20 protein-coding genes and 1 tRNA gene are annotated in these 19,327 nt (G+C 61.1%); 8 read left to right on the top strand and 13 right to left on the bottom strand.

What is annotated here, in order from left to right:
- The first annotated feature begins 2 nt into the window (after positions 1–2).
- The 3 genes from nhaA (at position 3) to B5G16_RS08075 (ending at position 3,286) form a co-directional block, all read left to right on the top strand.
- Entirely contained in the window at positions 3–1,385 is a 1,383-nt protein-coding gene (gene nhaA / locus B5G16_RS08085; RefSeq protein WP_239406038.1) for a Na+/H+ antiporter NhaA, read from the top strand.
- Positions 1,382–2,083, top strand: a complete 702-nt coding sequence (locus tag B5G16_RS08080) for an FKBP-type peptidyl-prolyl cis-trans isomerase N-terminal domain-containing protein (protein WP_087263091.1) — start codon at positions 1,382–1,384, stop codon at positions 2,081–2,083. The genes nhaA and B5G16_RS08080 overlap by 4 nt, the downstream gene beginning before the upstream one ends.
- A gap of 90 nt (positions 2,084–2,173) precedes the next feature.
- Positions 2,174–3,286 (top strand): FKBP-type peptidyl-prolyl cis-trans isomerase N-terminal domain-containing protein, encoded by a 1,113-nt coding sequence (locus tag B5G16_RS08075; RefSeq protein ID WP_087263089.1) that lies wholly within the window; start codon positions 2,174–2,176, stop codon positions 3,284–3,286.
- Positions 3,287–3,609: 323 nt separating this feature from the next.
- Here the strand turns inward: B5G16_RS08075 and B5G16_RS08070 are convergent, their stop codons facing one another.
- The 11 genes from B5G16_RS08070 to hisG form a co-directional block, all read right to left on the bottom strand.
- Entirely contained in the window at positions 3,610–3,978 is a 369-nt protein-coding gene (locus B5G16_RS08070) for a DUF3127 domain-containing protein (protein WP_087263199.1), read from the bottom strand.
- A 129-nt stretch (positions 3,979–4,107) separates the two neighbouring features.
- Positions 4,108–4,989 carry a twin-arginine translocase subunit TatC gene (gene tatC / locus B5G16_RS08065; protein WP_239406037.1) on the bottom strand — a complete coding sequence of 294 codons (882 nt, stop codon included), beginning with the start codon at positions 4,987–4,989 and terminating at the stop codon, positions 4,108–4,110.
- Positions 4,990–5,031: 42 nt separating this feature from the next.
- The gene (locus tag B5G16_RS08060; protein WP_087263087.1) at positions 5,032–5,259 is read right to left on the bottom strand and encodes a Sec-independent protein translocase subunit TatA/TatB; all 228 of its coding nucleotides are present in this window, start codon (positions 5,257–5,259) and stop codon (positions 5,032–5,034) included.
- Between the two features lie 218 nt (positions 5,260–5,477).
- Complete coding sequence (hisIE, locus tag B5G16_RS08055) at positions 5,478–6,098, bottom strand: bifunctional phosphoribosyl-AMP cyclohydrolase/phosphoribosyl-ATP diphosphatase HisIE (protein ID WP_087263085.1); 621 nt, start codon at positions 6,096–6,098, stop codon at positions 5,478–5,480.
- A gap of 36 nt (positions 6,099–6,134) precedes the next feature.
- Positions 6,135–6,887, bottom strand: a complete 753-nt coding sequence (gene hisF, locus B5G16_RS08050; protein WP_087263082.1) for an imidazole glycerol phosphate synthase subunit HisF — start codon at positions 6,885–6,887, stop codon at positions 6,135–6,137.
- Positions 6,869–7,600 carry a 1-(5-phosphoribosyl)-5-[(5-phosphoribosylamino)methylideneamino]imidazole-4-carboxamide isomerase gene (gene hisA / locus B5G16_RS08045; protein WP_087263080.1) on the bottom strand — a complete coding sequence of 244 codons (732 nt, stop codon included), beginning with the start codon at positions 7,598–7,600 and terminating at the stop codon, positions 6,869–6,871. Before hisA ends, hisF begins: the two co-directional genes overlap by 19 nt.
- Before the next feature lie 173 nt (positions 7,601–7,773).
- Positions 7,774–8,448 (bottom strand): imidazole glycerol phosphate synthase subunit HisH, encoded by a 675-nt coding sequence (locus B5G16_RS08040; protein ID WP_087263078.1) that lies wholly within the window; start codon positions 8,446–8,448, stop codon positions 7,774–7,776.
- On the bottom strand, positions 8,445–9,572 hold the full coding sequence (hisB, locus tag B5G16_RS08035) for a bifunctional histidinol-phosphatase/imidazoleglycerol-phosphate dehydratase HisB (RefSeq protein ID WP_087263195.1): 1,128 nt from the start codon (positions 9,570–9,572) through the stop codon (positions 8,445–8,447). Before hisB ends, B5G16_RS08040 begins: the two co-directional genes overlap by 4 nt.
- Before the next feature lie 5 nt (positions 9,573–9,577).
- Complete coding sequence (gene hisC, locus B5G16_RS08030) at positions 9,578–10,612, bottom strand: histidinol-phosphate transaminase (RefSeq protein WP_087263074.1); 1,035 nt, start codon at positions 10,610–10,612, stop codon at positions 9,578–9,580.
- 36 nt (positions 10,613–10,648) lie between these two features.
- Positions 10,649–11,962 (bottom strand): histidinol dehydrogenase, encoded by a 1,314-nt coding sequence (hisD, locus tag B5G16_RS08025; protein ID WP_087263072.1) that lies wholly within the window; start codon positions 11,960–11,962, stop codon positions 10,649–10,651.
- Positions 11,963–11,975: 13 nt separating this feature from the next.
- A complete protein-coding gene (gene hisG, locus B5G16_RS08020) occupies positions 11,976–12,827 on the bottom strand; it encodes an ATP phosphoribosyltransferase (protein WP_087263071.1) in 852 nt (283 codons plus the stop codon).
- A gap of 548 nt (positions 12,828–13,375) precedes the next feature.
- Here hisG and B5G16_RS08015 point away from each other — a divergent pair.
- Positions 13,376–13,933 carry a helix-turn-helix domain-containing protein gene (locus B5G16_RS08015; protein WP_087263070.1) on the top strand — a complete coding sequence of 186 codons (558 nt, stop codon included), beginning with the start codon at positions 13,376–13,378 and terminating at the stop codon, positions 13,931–13,933.
- A 10-nt stretch (positions 13,934–13,943) separates the two neighbouring features.
- Positions 13,944–15,608: an AMP-binding protein gene (locus B5G16_RS08010; RefSeq protein WP_087263069.1), complete on the top strand. Its 1,665-nt coding sequence runs from the start codon at positions 13,944–13,946 to the stop codon at positions 15,606–15,608.
- A gap of 152 nt (positions 15,609–15,760) precedes the next feature.
- Here B5G16_RS08010 and B5G16_RS08005 read toward each other — a convergent pair whose 3' ends face one another.
- Both B5G16_RS08005 and B5G16_RS08000 read right to left on the bottom strand, forming a co-directional pair.
- Positions 15,761–16,156, bottom strand: a complete 396-nt coding sequence (locus tag B5G16_RS08005; protein WP_143260848.1) for a hypothetical protein — start codon at positions 16,154–16,156, stop codon at positions 15,761–15,763.
- A gap of 432 nt (positions 16,157–16,588) precedes the next feature.
- Positions 16,589–16,662, bottom strand: a tRNA-Ile gene (locus tag B5G16_RS08000).
- A 173-nt stretch (positions 16,663–16,835) separates the two neighbouring features.
- On the opposite strand from B5G16_RS08000, the gene B5G16_RS07995 reads away from it, so the two are divergent.
- The 3 genes from B5G16_RS07995 to B5G16_RS07985 all read left to right on the top strand — a co-directional run bounded on the left by B5G16_RS07995 (position 16,836) and on the right by B5G16_RS07985 (position 19,226).
- Complete coding sequence (locus B5G16_RS07995) at positions 16,836–17,105, top strand: type B 50S ribosomal protein L31 (protein ID WP_087263064.1); 270 nt, start codon at positions 16,836–16,838, stop codon at positions 17,103–17,105.
- Positions 17,106–17,305: 200 nt separating this feature from the next.
- Positions 17,306–18,178 carry a Cbp1 family collagen-binding glycoprotein adhesin gene (locus B5G16_RS07990; RefSeq protein ID WP_087263060.1) on the top strand — a complete coding sequence of 291 codons (873 nt, stop codon included), beginning with the start codon at positions 17,306–17,308 and terminating at the stop codon, positions 18,176–18,178.
- Positions 18,179–18,500: 322 nt separating this feature from the next.
- Positions 18,501–19,226, top strand: coding sequence for a helix-turn-helix transcriptional regulator (locus tag B5G16_RS07985; protein WP_239406036.1), 726 nt, complete (start codon positions 18,501–18,503; stop codon positions 19,224–19,226).
- Positions 19,227–19,327: the final 101 nt, after the last annotated feature.

The raw sequence follows: 19,327 nt of genomic DNA, 5'->3' as shown, positions 1-19,327 counted from the left end.
ATATGCGACTCTTTTCCATGTACCGCTGGGTTCGCGGTCGACACATGATCGGCCTCCGCGGTCGCAATTTCATCGAAACCCCCTGGGCCGGTGGTGTCGTGCTGGTGGTCTGCGTCATCATCGCGATGCTGCTGGCCAATCTCCCGATCACGAAAACCTACTACCACGACCTGCTCGAAACGGATCTTTCGCTGATGATCCATTCTCCGGAGGGGCTGATCGACTGGATGTTCCCGCGGGGAATGACCGTTGAGACGTTCGTGAACGACTGCCTGATGGTGATCTTCTTCTTCACCGTGGGGCTTGAAATCAAGCGCGAGATCGTCAACGGACAACTCTCGTCGGTCCGCCGGGCGATCCTTCCGGTACTGGCGGCTGCGGGAGGCATGCTGGCTCCGGCGGTCATCTTCACGCTGTTCAACCACGGCACGGGAGCGGCGAACGGATGGGGAATCCCGACGGCGACGGACATCGCCTTCGCCATCGGCATCCTGTCGATCCTGGGCGACCGGGTTCCGATCTCGCTGAAAATTTTTCTCACGGCGCTGGCCGTGGCCGACGATCTGGGTGCGATTCTGGTGATTGCGCTCTTCTACGGCGGGCAGGTGCGGATCGGGCTGCTGGCGCTGGCGCTGCTGATCATGCTCGGGGTCTATTTCATGAACCGGATGGGCGAGAAACGCCTGGCCTGCTACCTCTTCCCCGCAGTTGTGGTGTGGGGGCTGTTCTACTATTCGGGGGTTCATTCGACCATTTCGGGCGTGGCGATGGCGCTGTTGATCCCGATGGAGCCGCGTTACAGCAAGGAGTATTACGTATATAAGATGCGCTGGTTGAAGTCGCTGATGTTGCAGGCCGGGAACGAGGAGCCGTTCCCGAACGAGACGCAGCGTTTCTACCTGCGCAGGATGTCCCATCTGACGGCGAACTCGGTGGGGATGAGCTATCGTCTGGAACACGCCCTGACACCGTATGTCACGTTCCTGATCATGCCGATCTTCGCATTGGCGAACGCCGGAGTGGAGATCGGGTCGCTCGAATACCTCAATATCTTCCACTATTCGCCCGAGATCGGGTCGATCGGCATGGGCGTCTTCTTCGGATTGCTGGTCGGCAAGCCGCTGGGAATCTTTCTGGCGAGCTGGGCTGCGGTCCGTTCGGGCCTTGCGGAGATGCCGGCGGGGGCTTCGTGGCGGATGTTGTTCGGCGTAGCCTGTCTGGGCGGTATCGGTTTCACGATGTCGCTGTTCGTGGACTCGCTGGCCTACACCGATCCGGATCTGGTCGACCGGGGCAAGATCGCCATTCTGATGGGATCGGTGGCTGCCGCTCTTTTCGGGAGTCTGCTGATCCTGCTCTTCTCGAAAAAAAGTCAAGAATCATGAAACGACTCTTCCTATATCTCATTCCGGTCGTGTCGGCGGCCGGAGCCTGCTCGCACGGTTCGGGCGGGGGCGTGAAGCTGAAAACCGATCTGGATTCGGTGGCGTATGTCATCGGGATGAACGTGGGGCTGAATCTGCAACGTATGGACTCGACGCTCAATGCGGAGGCCGTGTGCGAGGGGATCCGGGACGTCTTCCGGGGAAAGACACGGATGACGATGGACGATGCTGAGACCTTCTATTTGAGTTACGTGAACTATGCGCTGCCGGAGAAGGCCCGGGCCTATGAGGAGCAGTTTCTGGAAGATATCGCCCGGTCGAACCGTTCGTATGCGCGAACCTCGTCGGGCGTGACCTATACGGTCGAGGAGGTGGGGGATCAGGACCTGATCCCGACGTCGGACCGGGACAGCGTGGCGCTGCGGTGGGTGATCCGCACGGCGGACGGCGAGGAGGTGACCTCTTCGTACGAACGGGGTGACACGGTGCGCTCGACGCTCCGGAATCTGCGCAGCGGCGTCCGGGAGAGCGTGAAACTGATCGGCCGCGGGGGTAAGATCCTGTCGTGGCTCCCGGCTTCGGAAGCCTATGGCGCCGAGGGAGACAAGGAACTGGGCATCGCGCCGAATTCGACGCTCTACTACGAGATCGAGCTGCTCGAAGTGGACAAATATGCGAATCGTTACCGCCGTCGATAATTTAGTCGATAAAATCGGTCATTCATACAATATTTTACTATCTTTGCGCGTACGAAAAGAAGCAAACATCAAACATATTCAAAAACAACCATGAAAAAACTCTATTTTGCAGCGGCGCTTGCGGGGGCCGCGATGCTCGCTTCCTGCGGGGGCGGCAAGACCGGAGTGTCGATGGGCAGCCTGTCGGAGTTCGACTCGCTGTCGTATGCTCTGGGCGCCAATATCGGCTACGGCATGAGCTATGAGATGAAGGACATTCCGTTCGACTTCAAGGCCATGGATCAGGGTATCAAGGAGGGTGCGCTCGACAAGGCTTCGCAGCCGCACGACGAGTCGCTGAACATGCTCCGCGAGTACTTCATGTCGAAGCGTGCGACGCGGGCGCGTGCCATTGCGGAGAAGCGTGCCGAGGCGGACAGCATCCGTCTGGCGGGCGGCGATTCCACGAAGGTGGAGTATCCGGCAGCCGATCCGGAGATGTTCGAGTCGGAGGAGGAGCGTACGGAGCTTTCGTATGCGTTCGGCAACGACATCGGCTACAACATCGCGCAGAGCGGTATTCCGGTGCAGCTGGTATGGATCTGCGAGGCCATGCAGAACGTGCGCGACAACAACGCCAAGATGAACGAGGATGAGGTGAACAAGTACTTGCAGTACTATTTCATGGTGAAGCGCCCTGCGGAGAATGCCGAGGCTTCGAAGGCCTGGTTGGAGAAGATCGAGAAGAAGTCGGGTGTGAAGAAGACGGAGTCGGGTCTGCTCTACAAGGTGAACAAGATGGGCGACACGACGGTCATGGCAAAGGATGTGCGCGACGTGGTGAAGGTCCACTATACGGGCCGCACGCGTGAGGGCAAGGTCTTCGACACGTCGAAATTCGCCAACCGCACGAAGGAGCAGCAGGAGATGATCAAGAAGCAGCGTCCGGACGACTACGACAAGGACGAGCCGGTCGAGTTCCCGCTGAACCGCGTCATCCCGGGCTGGACCGAAGGCATGCAGCTCGTGGGCAAGGGCGGTACGATCACGCTGTGGATCCCCTCCGACCTGGCATACGGACAGCGTGGTGCCGGTCGTGACATCGGCCCGAACGAGGCCTTGGAGTTCGAGGTTGAGCTGATCGACGTCACTCCGTACGAGGAGCCGGCTCCTGCCGATTCGACGGCTACGGCCGAGACTCCGGCTGTCGAGCCTGCGAAATAGCTCCGGGGCGTAAGGGGGGGGGCTGAAAGGGCTCCGCAATACGAATCCTGTAAATGAAAAATCCCGACGTGCAGCGCGCGTCGGGATTTTTTCGTCCCCTCCCGCCGTCCGGATTTTCCGCCGTCCGGATTTTCCGCCGTCCGGATTTTCCGCCGACCGATTCCGCTCCGCCGACCGATTCCGCCGGTCGGACTCCCCGATAAAAGACAACCCCTTCTCGAAAAGCGAGAAGGGGTTGTCGTGTCGAATTCCGATCCGAAACCGGAGGAGCCGATCGCTCATACCCGATCCGGCAAACCAGCCTTCGGCTCCCGATCCGGGGATCAGAAGGGCAGGTCATCCACCTCCTGCGCAGGCGTGGAGGCATAGGTCGGCTCCTCGACAATCGGGGGCATGTCGGGCATCGGGGCCGCTGCCGGCTCCTGCTGCTTGGGCTGAATGCGCCAGGCCCGGATGTCGGTGTACCAGCGGCCGTTGTACTCTCGCGACTCGATGTTCACCGAGACGTTGTAGGCGGCACCCTCTTTCAGCCGGGCCACGTCGTCGGGCTTGTTGAAGAAGGTGACGCAGATCTTCCGCGTGAACGAACCCTCGTTCATCTCGAATACCACGTCCTGCCGCTGCCACTCGCCGCGGGCCGAGGTCCCCTTCGTGACGGGCATTATCTTGTAAACGGTTCCTTCGAATTCCATAATGATCTGTTGTTTTTTGTTTTTTAACGGTTGATTGCACAAATACGGACCGTTCGGGACGCTTCCCGCTGCGATCTGCGGCAAAGATAGCTATTTTTCGGGGATTTCGGACGGTCGGGAGTCCGAAAATCATGCGGTTCCGGCCGTCTCTTCGCGGAGCCGCCTGCGCTCGATGCGCGCAGCCAGACGGATGCTCAACTCGTAGAGACCGTAAAGGGGCGCGACGACCAGAATCAGACTGAAAATGTCGGGCGGGGTGATGATCGCCGAGATGATGAGCAGTACGACGAAGGCGTGGCGGCGGTAGCGTTTCAGGAAGGCCGCGGAGACCAGCCCCATGCGGGTGAGGAAGTAGATCAGCAGCGGCAGTTCGAAGAGGAAGGCGCAGGCCATCGAGACGAGGATCACGGTCGAGAGATAGTCGCCGATGTCGATCATGTTGGTGATTTCGGGACTGACCTGATAGTTCGCGAAGAAGTTGATCGAGAGGGGCGCCATGATGAAGTACCCGAAGAGAAGTCCGGCGAAGAAGCAGAGCGAGACGCTGGCGACGAACCAGCGGGTCCCGGCAATCTCGCGCGGGGTGAGGGCCGGCCGTACGAACCGCCAGAACTCCCACAGCACGTAGGGCATGGCCAGGGCGATGCCGGCCATGAGCGAGATCTTCATGTGGAGGTTGAACTGCCCGGCCAGCGAGGTGTTGATGACCTGGAAGCGGTCCGATGCGATCTGGAACGCGGCGACGTCGGTGTCGAACGCGGATCCGAACGTGGCGTTGAGCCACGCGGCCAGATGGGCCCATTCGGCACCGATCCACGACAGCATGCGGTTGGTGGGGAAGTCGGCGTTCTTGGGCCCGAAGAGCACGGTGTCGATGATGAGGTGCTTGCAGAGGAACGCCGCGATGCCGACGATCACGATGGCCAACGCCCCGCGCACCAGATGGGGACGGAGGGCGTCGAGGTGCTCGAAGAAGGTCATCTCCGAGGATTCCTGCTCGGCGTGTTTCATGTTGCGGAGGGCCGTGGAAATACCGGACGTGCCGATCGGATGTTATTTTTCCGAATCCTTTTCGACCGTCTCGTGTTTCCGGGCGTTTTTGGGGGCCGGGGTTCTCTCTTCGTCGGAGTAGTCCGTGTTGACGGCATCCTTGAACTCCTTGACGCCGCGGCCGAGGCCGCGCATCAGTTCGGGAATTTTACGACCTCCGAAGAGCAGCAGGATGACCAAAATGATGATGATCCATTCATTTAATCCAATCATGCCACAAGGTATGAACATAATTCTTCTTTTTTAGGTGTTTTTTCGGGGTGCCAGCCTTTGGGGAAATAAACCGTTCCTGACTGGAAGGAGGTCTGCTTGTTTGAGGCTCCTCCCGACAAAGATAGCATTTTATTCGGATAAAACCGCACGAATCCCGGCCGATTCTTGTATCGGTCGGGATTCGCGGCATGAGGTCCGGGGATGCACCGCTCCGGATGCCCCTTCCCGGCCCGGGGTCAGGAGTGGCGGCGGGCCAGCTCGCGTTCGAGGTCGGCGATCGAGCAACCGGTGGCTTCGAGCAGCACGAGCAGGTGGTAGACGAGGTCCGAGGCCTCGTAGATCATGGCGTCGCGGTTCCCGGCCACGGCTTCGATGACCGTCTCGACGGCCTCTTCGCCGACCTTTTGGGCGATCTTGTTGACGCCGCGCGTGAAGAGTTTCGAGGTATAGGAGCCTTCGGGCATCTCGGCGTGGCGGCCCTGGATGACGCCTTGCAGGTAGCGGATGAAGCCTTCGGTCTCGGGTACGGCCTCTCCGAAACAGGTTTTCGATCCGGTGTGGCAGGTGGGGCCGTGAGGGATGACGCGCACGAGCAGCGTGTCGGCGTCGCAGTCGGCAGCCACCGAGACGATGTCGAGCCAGTGGCCGCTGGTTTCGCCTTTGGTCCAGAGGCACTGCCGCGAGCGGCTGTAAAAGGTGACGCGGCCTTCGGCGAGGCTCTTCTCGTAGGCTTCGCGGTTCATGTACCCGAGCATGAGCACTTGCAGCGTGCGGGCGTCCTGGATGACGGCGGGAACGAGCCCGTCGGGGAGTTTTTCGAGGTTGAGTTCCGCGAACGGAACAGCTTGAATCTTCATGGCCTTCGTGATTTTATGTTTTTGTATCTGTTCGTTTCAAAGTCGGACGGGGATGCCCCGCCTGTCCAACTCGCGTTTCAGGACGGGGATCGGGATCTCGTCGTAATGGAAGATGCTGGCGGCCAGCGCGGCGTCGGCGCGTCCGCGGGTGAGGACCTCGGCGATGTGGCCGACGCTTCCGGCGCCGCCCGAGGCGATGATCGGCACGGGCAGTTCGGCCAGTTGCGCGAAGGTCTCGCACGGGTATCCGTTCTTCGTGCCGTCGTGGTCCATCGAGGTGAAGAGGATCTCGCCGGCGCCGCGTTCGACGGCCTCCCGGGCCCATGTGAAGAGTTCGCGGTCGGTGGGGCGCTTGCCGCCGTGGGTCGTCACGACCCAGCGGCCGTCGACCTGCCGCGCGTCGATCGCCGCCACGACGAACTGCGAACCGTAGCGGGCGGCGATGGCGTCGATCAGCGCGGGGTTGCGCACCGCGGCGCTGTTGACCGTCACCTTGTCGGCCCCGGCGTCGAGCAGCCGCCCGGCATCCTCCACCGACGAGATGCCGCCCCCGACGGTGAACGGGATGTCGATGCGTGCGGCGATGCGGGTGACCAGTTCGGTGAAGGTCCGGCGCCCCTCCTCCGAGGCGCTGATATCGAGATAAACCAGTTCGTCGGCGCCCTGTGCGGCGTATTTCGCCCCCAGCTCCACGGGGTCGCCGACCTGCCGCAGCCCCTCGAAGTGGATTCCCTTGACGGTCTGGCCGTCACGGATGTCCAGGCAGGGTATTATCCGTTTCGCAAGCATCGTCCGAGTTCTTCAAGGGTGATACGTCCTTCGTAGAGCGCCTTGCCGACGATGACGCTCCGCAGCCCCCGTTCGTCGAGCCGGCGGATGTCGTCCAGCGACGAAATCCCCCCGCTGACGGTGATCTCGACCGTCGGGAATCGCTGTTGCAGCGCGGCGTAGAACGCCGCCGAGGGGCCGCAGAGCATGCCGTCGCGTGAAATGTCGGTGCAGATAACCTGCGCAACGCCCTGCGGCTGAAATTGTCCGATCAGCTCCTCGGCCGTTGTCGGGGCGGTTTCGAGCCACCCCTGCACGGCGACCTTTCCGTCGCGGATGTCGGCGCCGAGGATCAGCCGTTCGGGTCCGAACTCCGTGAGCCACCGGGCGAAAAGCTCCGGCTGCCGCACGGCGATGCTGCCGCAGATGGCCCGCCGCGCCCCGGCGTTGAAGACGCTTTGGAGCGCCTCGCGGCTCTTGATGCCGCCGCCATACTGCACTTCGAGCGAGGTGCGCGTCGCCACGCGTTCCAGCACCCGGAGGTTCCGCGGTTCGGAGGCCTTCGCGCCGTCGAGGTCGACCATGTGCAGGCGCCGGATCCCCGCCTCCTCGAAGCGCAGGGCCGCTTCGAGCGGGTCGCGGTAGTAGGTCTTCCGGCTGGCATAGTCGCCCTGCGTCAGCCGCACGCATTGTCCGTCGATCAGGTCCGTAGCGGGTATGATGGTGATGTTCATGGTTGGAGGTATTTGATCAATTCGTTTTTATCTTGTTCCCGTTTTTAGCGTATTCCCGGGTGAAGCCTCTGTGCCGTCCCGTTCTCGCCGCCTTCGGCGTCGTTTCCAAATCTGACCCCACTCCAAACCCCTCCCTCGGGAGGGGCTTATGGGAATGCTTCGGCCCGAATGGTTCAGCGCAGCGTCAGGAAGTTCCGAATGATGGCCGCTCCCGCCGCGCCGCTCTTCTCGGGGTGGAACTGCGTGCCGTAGAAGTTGTCGTGCACTAACGCCGCGCTGAACGGCCGTCCGTACTCCGTCGTGGCGGCCGTCGCCGTGCAGAGGTCCGCCGCATAGGAGTGCACGTAGTAGACGTAGCTCTCCTCCGGAAGCCCCGAGAAGAGCGGCGTGCGCAATGCCGTGACCGTATTCCATCCCACATGGGGCACTTTCAGCCGGGATGCGGCCGGCGTGCCCTCCGGAGCGGCGGTGCGGCTGTCCGCATCGGGACGTTCCGGATGCCCGCCGCAAACAGATGCAAATTCCGGATCGGCGTCGAGGCGGCGCACCCGCGTGGGGAAGATCCCCAGGCATTCGGCGTCGCCCTCCTCGCTCGAAAGGCACATGAGCTGCATCCCGATGCAGATCCCCAGAACGGGGCACGTGAGCGCCGGGATCACGCTGTCCAGACCCCGCTCCCGCAGCTTCGCCATGGCGCTTGACGCTTCGCCCACACCCGGGAGGATCACCCGGTCGGCGGCGCGCAGCACGGCCGGGGCGGCTGTGAGCGTGAACTCCGCTCCGGCCCGCCGGAGCGCATCGGCAACCGAGCGCAGGTTGCCCGTATCGTAATCGACAACGGCTATCATAGGACTCCTTTGCTGCTGGGTATGTCGTATCCGAAGCCTTGCCGCTGTACGGCCATGCGAAGCGCCCGGGCGAAGGCCTTGAAGATCGCTTCGGCCTTGTGGTGGTCGTTCTCGCCGCGGGCCGCGATTTGCAGGTTGCACCGTGCGGCGCAGCACAGCGACTGGAAGAAGTGGCGGAACAGCTCCGTCGGGACGTCGCCCACCCGCTCGCGGCGGAACTCCGCCTCCCACTCGAAGTCGATCCGCCCGCCGAAGTCGAGCAGCACCAGCGCCCGGCAGTCGTCCATCGGCAGCGCGAAACCGTAGCGTGCGATTCCGGCCTTCGAGCCCAGCGCCCGGTCGATGGCTTCGCCCAGCGTGATGGCCACGTCCTCCACGGTGTGGTGTTCGTCGACGTCGAGGTCGCCGTGCGCCTCCACCGCCAGCGAAACCCCGCCGTGGTGGGCGATCTGCGAAAGCATGTGGTCCAGAAAGCGCAGTCCCGTCGCGATGCGGTCGTTGAAGTCGCCCCGCCCGTCGAGGTCCAGCTGCACGCGGATCTGCGTCTCGCGCGTCTCGCGCCGCACCTCCACGCGCCGCTTCCCGCGGCGGATGAACTCCGCGATCTCCGACCACGAGTCGGTCGCCAGCACGCAGGCGTCCGCGACCCCCGCCTCCTCCGCCATCCGCCGGCCTTCGGCCGCCGGACGGAGCAGGATCCCCCGTGCCCCGAGGTTGCGCGCCAGCAGAATGTCCGTCACGCGGTCGCCGATGACGTAACTGGCCGACAGGTCGTAACTCCCGTCGAGGTAGCGGGAAAACATCCCCGTGCGGGGTTTGCGCGTCGGGGCGTTGTCGCGTTCGAAGGTGCGGTCGATGAGGGCGTCGTCGAAGCGGATGCCCTCGCCGCCGAGCGTCGCGAGCATCTTTTCGTGTGCCGGCCGGAAGTTCTCCTCGGGGAACGACGGCGTCCCCAGGCCGTCCTGGTTCGTGGCCAGCACCAGCTCGAAATCCAGCCCCGCGAGGGCTTTCAGTCCCGAGATCGCCCCGGGAACAAAGGTCAGTTTTTCGAGGCTGTCGATCTGTTCGTCGGCAGGCTCCGCGAGGATCGTGCCGTCGCGGTCGATGAAGAGGGCTTTTTTCATGGGCTTCATGGGCGGAAGGTTTGGACGGTTTGCAGCATGCGGTCGTTCTCTTCGGGACGGCCGATGGTGATGCGCAGGCATCCCTCGCATCCGGGGATGCGCGAGCGGTTGCGGACGATCACCCCCGCGGCGATCAGTGCGTCGTAGAGCCGGTCGGGCGCCGCGGTGCGTACCAGCAGGAAGTTCGCGTCGGAAGGGTAGACCCGCTCGACGGTGGGGCAGGTTGCGAGGGCCCGGGCCATGCGGCTGCGTTCGGAGCGCAGCTCGGCGACCTGCGGCGCGATGTCGGCCGAAAGGCGTTCGGCGACCGTCTGCTGCGTCGGGCCGTTGATGTTGTAGGGGTATTTCACCCGCGCGAAGAGCTCCGCAACGGGCTCCGCGGCGAAGGCCATGCCGAGACGGATGCCCGCCATGCCCCACGCCTTGGAGAAGGTTTGCAGGATGATCAGGTTCGGGAATTCGTCGAGGCGCGGCAGGAAACCCGGCCCTGCGGCGAAGTCGATGTAGGCTTCGTCCAGCACCACCATGCCGTCGAATGCCCGTACCAGCCGTTCGATCTCTCCGGTCGGGAAAGCGTTGCCCGTGGGGTTGTTCGGCGAGCAGAGCCACAGCAGTTTCGTGCGTTCGTCGGCGGCCGCCAGCAGGGCGTCGGTTGGCAGTGAAAAATCAGCGCCGAGCGCCACTTCGCGCAGCTCCACGTCGTTCGTGTCGGCCGCCACGCGGTACATGCCGTAGGTCGGGGCGATCGACACGGCGTTGTCGACGCCCGGCCGGCAGAAGATCCGGTAGGCCAGGTCGATCGCCTCGTCGCTGCCGTTCCCGAGGAATATCTGCCCTTCGCGCACGCCTTTCAGCGCGGCGATCCGGCGTTTCAGATCCCGCTGGTGCGGGTCCGGGTAGCGGTTCAGCCCGTTGTCGTAGGGGCTCTCGTTGGCGTCGAGCCACGTCGTGATCGCCCCGCCGGCGTATTCGTCGCGTGCCGTGGAGTAGGGTTTCAGGGCCCGGATGTTCGGGCGTACCAGTTCTTCAAGGGGTCTCATGGGTCGTTGGTCTGCTATGTTGCGTTTTGCAGTCGGTTATTCGTCGGAGGGAGCTGGGGCGGAGGATGCGTGCAGGCGGATGCGCACCGCGGCGGCGTGGGCGTCCAGCCCCTCGGCTTCGGCCATCGTCCCGATCGTCGGGGCAAGGCCTTCGAGCCCAGCGCGCGTCAGCTCCTGGAAGGTGATCTTCCGCAGGAACGAGTCCGTATTCACGCCGCTGTATGCCCGGGCCCAGCCGCCCGTCGGCAGCGTGTGGTTCGTCCCCGAGGCGTAGTCCCCGGCGCTTTCGGGCGACCACGGCCCGATGAAGACACTCCCGGCATCGGTGATCTGTGCGGCCGCCTCCCACGGATCCTCCATCGAGAGGATCAGGTGTTCCGGGGCGTAGGCGTTCGAGAAGGCGATACGGTCGGCACGCTCCGCGAGGACGATGATCCGGCTCTGTTGCAGCGACTCGCGGATGATCTCCCCGCGGCGGCGCTCCCGCAGCTGCTCCGCGACGGCCCGCTGCGTCGCCAGCGCAAACTCCATCGAGGCGCAGACCAGCACCGCCTGGCTGTCGCCCCCGTGTTCGGCCTGCGAGAGCAGGTCCGCGGCCGCAAAGGCCGGCGAAGCGCCGTCGTCGGCCAGCACCAGCACCTCCGAAGGCCCGGCCGGAAGGTCCACCGCCACGTCGTTCGCGCCGACCAGCTGTTTGGCCTTCGTGACGTAGCGGTTCCCCGGTCCGAAGATCTTGTCCACGCGCGGGATGCTCTCCGTGCCGTAGGCCATCGCCGCCACGGCCTGCGCTCCGCCCACGGCGAAGACGCGGTCCACGCCGCAGAGCTGCGCGGCGTAGCGGATCTCCGGGGCGATCGTTCCGTCGAGGCGCGCCGGCGTGCAGAGGATCACCTCCCGGCAGCCCGCCGCCCGTGCCGGGACGGCCAGCATCAGCACCGTCGAGAAGAGCGGCGCCTTCCCGCCCGGGATGTAGAGCCCCACGCGGCGGATCGGAACCGCACGCTGGATGCACGTTACGCCCGGCTGTGTCTCGCACCGCACCTCGAGCGGAAGTTGCGCCCGGTGGAAGGCCTCGATATTCGCTTTTGCCGCGGTCAAGGCCTCCTTCAACCCGGCGGAGAGCTCCTTCTCCGCGGCCCGCAGCTCTCCGGCCGGGACCTCGAAGCGGTCGGGCGTGCGCCCTTCGATGCGTTGCGTGAGGGCGCGCAGCGCCCGGTCCCCGCCCGTGCGCACCTCGGCGAGGATCGCCGCAACCTGTGCGGTGATCTCCTCCTCGCGGCGCGTGAAGCGTTCGGTCAGCCGACCCCACTCGGAGCGGGGCGGATGGTTGTAGATGGTGAGTCGTTCCATGTTCGGTTGCCGTTTAGCGGATCATGTTTTCGAGATTCAGGATCAGGATGCCCTCGGCGCCGATCCCTTTCAGCTGCTCGATGCGCTCCCAGAGCTGCTCCTGCGCAATCACGGCGTGGATCGAGCACCACCCCTCCTGCGCCAGCGGCAGGACTGTCGGACTCCGCATTCCCGGAAGGATCCGGATCGCCTCCTGCAACCGCTCCTTCGGGAGGTTCATCAGCACGTATTTCATCCCGCGGCTTTCCAGAATCGAGTTGAAACGGAAGGTCAGCTGCGCCGTCTCGCGCCGTTTCTCCGCATCGAGATCCGGGTTGGCGATCAGCACCGCCTCCGAGAAGAAGACCTTCTCAACCTCCACCAGTCCGTTCGAGATGAGCGTCCCGCCCGACGACACGATGTCGAAAATCGCATCCGACATCCCCACCGCTGGGGCGATCTCCACCGATCCCTCGATGCGGTGGATCTCCGCCTCGATCTCCCGCTCGGCGAAGTACCGCGTCAGGATGTTCGGGTAGGAGGTCGCAATGCGCCTGCCCCGGAAATACTCCGGGCCTTCGTATGCCGTGCCCTTCGGGACGGCCAGCGAGATGCGGCACCCCCCGAACCCGAGGTCCATGAGCTGATCCACGCGGAAACCCTTCTCCGCCACCTCGTTCAGCCCCACGATCCCCAGATCGGCAACACCCATTGCAACCGCCTGCGGAATGTCGTCGTCCCGAAGGTAAAGCACCTCCAACGGAAAACCTTCGGCCTGCGAGATCAGTTTCCGCTTGCTCTCGGCTACCCGGATGCCTGCCTCCGCAAGCAGACCCGTACTCTGTTCGTTCAGTCGGCCCTTGGCCTGAATCGCTATTCTCAACATATCGTTTCTGTTTTTGGTTGTCGTTCCCTTCGCGGAAACTCTCCCCTGCGGCTGTGCCAAACAAAAAGCCCACCCCGCAAGGGGTGAGCTTCATGTCTGTCGGTATTTTTTATCGTTTCGGTCCGGATTCCGTTTTCGGCCCGGCCTCTTTTCCTGACCCCTTCCATACATGATCGTCTACCCCTCGGTAAAGTGGCAGTGATGATGATGGATATGGAGGAAAATCGTCATACGTTCGGTTCGTTGGGGACAAATATAATCTTTTTTCGCCGAAAAACAAAATCTTTGGCGGAAAAATCGTCGCCCGGAGGCCGTGTCGGCCCGTTCTGCATGGATTACAGATCGTCCGATCCGGAGGCGGCACGCTCTTTCGGCGCGGGGAGTTGCAGTTTTTAAGAGTTTTTAGTATCTTTACCGCCAGATTGTTGCCCGATGCCGGAGGCCCAGGCGGCCCGCTGCCGCCCGACCCGCACTTCCGGATCGTAACCGATGTTGCTTCGGTGCTGCTGCAACCGTTTGTCGTATAACCCGTTAAATTGATCCGAACCATGTGCGACGATCCCATTCTCTCGATTGCGACCCGCCTGCGCGGGCTGCGCGAAGTCCTCGAACTCTCCGAACAGGAGGTGGCCGACAGCTGCCATATCTCCCTCGAACAGTATCGCGAACTCGAAAGCGGGAAGACCGATATTTCGGTCAACCTCCTGCAAACCATTTCGCGCCACTACGGCATCAGCCTCGATGTGCTGATGTTCGGCGAGGAGCCCCGCATGAACTCCTACTTCATCACCCGCGCCGGGAAGGGCATCTCCGTCGAGCGCCGAAAGGCCTACAAGTATGAGGCCCTCGCCGCCGGTTTCCGCGACCGCCGGATCGACCCCTTCATCGTAACCGTCGAACCGACCCCCGACGACGCCCCGATGCACCTCAATACCCACCCCGGACAGGAGATGAACTACGTGCTCGAAGGGCGGCTGTTGATCGGACTCAACGGGAAGGAGATCGAACTCAACCCCGGCGACAGCCTCTACTTCGATTCCAGCCTGCCGCACGGCATGAAGGCCCTCGACGGCAAAACGGTCCGGTTCCTGGCCATTATATTATAAATATATAAGTATGGTAGAACGTTTTCTTGCTCAAACCGGGTTCTCCTCCCAGGAGGAGTTCCGGGAGCACCTCCATATCCGGGTGCCCGAACGCTTTAATTTCGCCTACGACGTGGTCGATGCCTATGCCGCCGAGCAGCCCGACAAGAAGGCTCTGCTCTGGACCGACGACAAGGACCGCGAAATCCAGTTCACCTTCGCCGACCTCAAACGCGAAAGCGACCGCACGGCCTCCTTCTTCCGGAGCCTCGGGATCGGGAAGGGAGACCCCGTGATGCTGATCCTCAAACGCCGCTACGAGTTCTGGTTCTCGATGCTGGCCCTCCACAAGCTGGGCGCCGTGGCGATTCCGGCTACCCACCTGCTGACGAAAAAGGATGTCGTCTACCGCTGCAACATGGCGTCGATCAAGGCCATCGTCGTGGCCGGCGAGAAGGTCATCACCGACCATGTCGCCGCCGCCATGCCCGAAAGCCCCACGGTCAGGGCCCTCGTCAGCGTCGGGCCCGAGGTCCCCGAAGGATTCCTCGACTTCCACCGCGGAATCGAGACCGCCGCGCCCTTCGTGCGCCCCGAACACGCGAACGATAACGACGACATCATGCTCATGTACTTCACGTCGGGAACCACCGGCGAGCCCAAGATGGTTGCCCACGACTTCACCTATCCGTTGGGGCACATCGTCACGGCCAAGTACTGGCACAACCTCCACGAGGGGAGCCTTCACCTGACGATCGCCGACACGGGATGGGCCAAGGCCGCCTGGGGCAAGATCTACGGCCAGTGGTTCGCCGGCGCCAACATCTTCGTCTACGACCACGAGAAGTTCACCCCCGCGGAGATCCTCCACAAGATCGGGCAGTACCGCATCACGTCGCTCTGTGCCCCTCCGACGATCTACCGCTTCCTGATCCGCGAGGACCTCTCGAAGTTCGACCTCTCGTCGCTGGAATACTGCACGACGGCCGGTGAGGCGCTGAACGGTTCCGTCTACGACACCTTCCTCAAACAGACCGGGATCCGCCTCATGGAGGGCTTCGGGCAGACCGAGACCACCCTCACGCTGGGAACCTTCCCCTGGATGGAGCCCAAGCCGGGGAGCATGGGCGTGCCCAATCCGCAGTACCGCATCGACCTGCTGACTCCCGACGGCCGCTCGGCCGAGGACGGCGAGCAGGGGCAGATCGTCATCCGCACCGACGGCGGAAAGCCCGTCGGCCTGTTCAAGGAGTACTACCTCGACGAGGCGCGCACGGACGAGACCTGGCACGACGGCGTCTACTACACGGGGGATGTGGCCTGGCGCGACGAGGACGGCTATTACTGGTTCGTGGGGCGTGCCGACGACGTGATCAAGAGCTCGGGATACCGCATCGGGCCGTTCGAGGTCGAGAGTGCGCTGATGACCCATCCGGCCGTGGTGGAGTGCGCCATCACGGGGGTGCCGGACGAGATCCGCGGGCAGGTCGTCAAGGCGACGATCGTCCTGTCGGCCGCCTACCGGGACCGCGCCGATGCCGCGCTGATCAAGGAGTTGCAGGACCATGTGAAGCGCATCACGGCGCCGTACAAGTATCCGCGTGTGATCGAGTTCGTCGAGTCGCTGCCCAAGACCATCAGCGGCAAGATCCGCCGTAAGGAGATCCGCAACGACGATGCCGCCAAAAAGGCCTGACGGGGCGACTCCGGCCTTGCAGCTCTTTTTTGTGGGTTGCGCAGGGTGCAGCGTTAAAACGAAGTATTGAATTTGTAAAGGGAGAGGCTTTGCCGATGGGATTCCAATATACTCCCATCGGCAAAGCCTCTCCCCGATTAATAAGAAGCTATTTAGGAGTCACATCCGATGGCCTGATCATAGTCTTGATCTTCTTTTTGTTGCAGTCTTTTAATGACGTTGGTCAGTGTTTGTTCAAACGGATTCTCGCCTGCTTGATATTCTTTCTTCAATACAAAGTGAAATTTGTGACGGGTAAAAGGCCAAAACCAGCAAACTCTCCTTACATTTAATGTTTTGTCTATCTCCCAACCTGATTCAGCCAACATGTTGAGCACCTCTCCGAGATTCTTTTTCCCGAGATAGACGGGTCTGTTGTTGAAAATCAAGGTCGTTTTCAAATGCATGGCCCCACCTCGCTGGTAAAGATCCAGATAGGCTGTTTTGTTTTGGGCGGAGATGCTCCCTGCAATCGCCATAGCGGCCAATAAGGCAATCAATTTTTTCATGGCTGTGAAGTTTAGGCTGTCGTCCCGGCACTTGTACGACGGTTCATGTTGTTTGATTTACAGAAGCAGAAAGCGTGGTGCCGCACGCTTATTCAATGATTGCAGGTCGTAGGAAACCTTGAAGATAAAATAAGCAACAGCCCCACGCCTATACCCACGAATGGATATGACGCGGCAAGATGTCCGCCTATTCTCTCTTCTGCCGAATTTCCTACGTTCGCAATCAGAGAACAAGCAACACTTTCCGTGTTTGTCGTATGTCCTACAAAGATAGGCAAACAAACTGAAAAGAAAAATATCTTTCCGGTTTCTTGGGGATTTTGCCGTTAAAACGGGTTTATGCAGCAGCCCCCCCCCGCTCAAATCCGCTCAAACCCGCGGTGGCGGGGTAAAAGAAAAAAGACCCGCATCGCTGCAAGTCTTGATTCTCCGTGGGCCCAGAGGGGCATGATCCCACGACCTTCGGATTATGAGTCCGCTGCTCTGACCGACTGAGCTATGGGCCCCGACTGCCGCACTTCCGTGCGGCTTCGTGAGCGCAAAGATAAGAAAACAATCCGTATTCCGCAACCCCGAAATCCCGGGGAGCGTGAAAAAATTCTCCGCACCCCTTGTTTCTTGAAAATTAATTCGTACCTTTGTCCCCGCCAAAAGCATTAATCACAAAACACAAAAGCAAATGAAAAAGGGTATTCATCCGGAAAATTATCGTTTGGTGGCCTTCAAGGACATGTCCAACGACCACGTGTTTTTGTGTCGGTCCGCCGTTTCGACAAAAGAGACCATCGAAGTGAACGGCGAAACCTATCCCGTGTACAAGATGGAAATCTCCAACACCTCCCACCCGTTCTATACGGGCAAGATGAAGTTGGTCGACACCGCCGGTCGCGTCGATAAGTTCATGAGCCGATACGCAAAGCGCTACGACAAGAAGAACGCCAACAAGTAATCGGGAGCTTTTTCCGAATTTGGCTGAAACGGGCCGCAACCGGAGGTTGCGGCCCGTCTTGCGCTTTCCCCCCCCCGGATGCTGCGCCTCCGGTGAATTTTTTTCACCCCTGTGCGGAAAATCGTTACAAGATTTTCGTTTTATTTCTATATTTGCCCCCGCAGGCAAACGGAAAATGTAAAATCTTAACTGTCAAAACCATGAAAACAACCGTTCATGCGTTGATTCTGGCTGCGGCCGCCCTTGCCGCAGCCCTCTTCTCCTCCTGTGTCAGCAAACAGGTCGCCGTGCAGGCCGAGGGCCAGCGCGATTCGCTGGCCGTCGTCGTCAGCCAGAAGGATTCGCTCATCAATGCCGTCTTCGCCGACATCAACGCCATCTCGGAAAACCTCACCCTGATCAAATCCCGCGAAAACCTAATCACCGTCGCCGGCGAAACCGAAGGCGTCCGCCGTCCCGTCGAGGAGATCAACAACGACATCGCCGCCATCGACCGCCTGTTGAAGGAGAACCGCGAGAAAATCGCAGCCCTGCAACACTCCGCAGCTCTGCTGCGCAAGGCAAATCTCCGGATCGAGGGGCTCGAAAAGATGATCGCCGACATGAACGGCCGACTCTCCGAAAAATCGGCCGAAATCGACCGGCTTCGTGAAAACCTCGCCCAGATGGGTATAGAAGTGCAGTCCCTGACCGAGGAGGTCGCCCAACAATCCGCACAGGTCGAGAGCCTCAACAGCGAAAAACTCGAACTCCAAAACCAACTCCATACCGTTTATTATATCGTCGGCTCCGAAAAGGAACTCCGCGATGCGCAGATCATCAACAAGCAGGGATTCATCGGCCGCACGCTCACCGTCGGCGCTACGGCCAACCTCGACAGCTTTACGATGGCCGATTCGCGGCTGTTGTCCGAAATCCCCGTCGGCCATAAGCGGGTGACGGTCGTCTCCTCGCATCCCGAAGACTCCTATCAGCTGGTCGTCGATGCCGATAAAAATGTCGAGAAATTGCTCATCACCGATCCGGCCCGCTTTTGGGAGACCTCCAAAACATTGATCGTGAGCTATAAATAATAGGTCCGAATCCCTTTCGGATCCTTCGTCCCGACTTTCCGTCGGGACTTTTTTTGTTCCTTTTCGCGCCTTTTTGCTTGCTTTTCGAGTCTTATTTTATTACCTTTGTGAAAATATTAACAATATTGGACTTATGGATTTTCAAACCAAACCGCGGTTTGAGGAGTCGGTTTTGATGGAGGATTGTACTGCGGATTGTAGTAGTTGTCCTACATTTCCAGCACCTTTCCGGCGGATCGGAGACTCCTCGAATTGCAGATTCTCGAAAAAACAACTCGCGGCAGGAGAAAACTTCTCTTTCCCGGCAGACCATGTGGTACGTATGCTCTTCGTGTTCTCCGGATCCCTGCGCCTCAAATGCGGCTCCGATACCGTAAGACTCGTCACCTCGAAACAGTGCGTCTGTCTGGCCTGCAACGAAGCCTTCGAGGCAACGGCACAGGATGACGATACGCGCGTCGTCTCTCTCGCCCTCGTCCACCGGATCGAACTCTGCGAACAGGATTTTTTCGCCAAGAACATCTCCTTCGGAGATTCGATACCCTCGGAGCCGATCCCCGTTCTGGCCACGCACCCGTTCATCGAGCAGCTGCTCGACCTCTTCTTCAATATCCCCCGGCTGACCGAATGCCCGCGCTTCCACCGGATGAAGGCCGCCGAACTCTTCATGATGATCAAGGTGCTCTATACTCCCACCGAACACGCCTATTTCTTCCAGTCGATGATCCGCCCCCAGGACAATTTCCGCGTCTTCGTCACCAATAACTACGAGCGTGCACAAGGGGTGACCGAACTCGCCGCATTGGCCGGAATGAGCCTCTCGGTCTTCAAACGCCGCTTCGCCGAACACTTCAACGACAGCGTCTACCACTGGATGATGCAGCAGAAGGCCCAGAAAATCTATGCCGACATCCGCGACGGCGAAAACAGCACACGCTCGCTGATGAACAAGTACGGGTTCCGCCATTATACGCAGTTCAGCCGCTTCTGCAAAAACTATTTGCAGGCAACGCCCGCACAACTGATCTCCTCGTTCCGGAAAAAATGAAAGTCCGGCGGGGGGTTACCCTTCTTACTCCGCAGACCGTGGGTCTTCCCGCACGGCCTGCGGAGTGGATTTTTGGGAGGGGCCGGGATTTCGTGCGGATT

Origin of the sequence: Alistipes sp. An66, from assembly GCF_002161445.1 — a bacterium.
Lineage (GTDB): Bacteria > Bacteroidota > Bacteroidia > Bacteroidales > Rikenellaceae > Alistipes > Alistipes cottocaccae.
The sequence above is the reverse complement of the archived record's forward strand: the minus strand, read 5'-3'. Positions and strand labels throughout refer to the sequence as shown.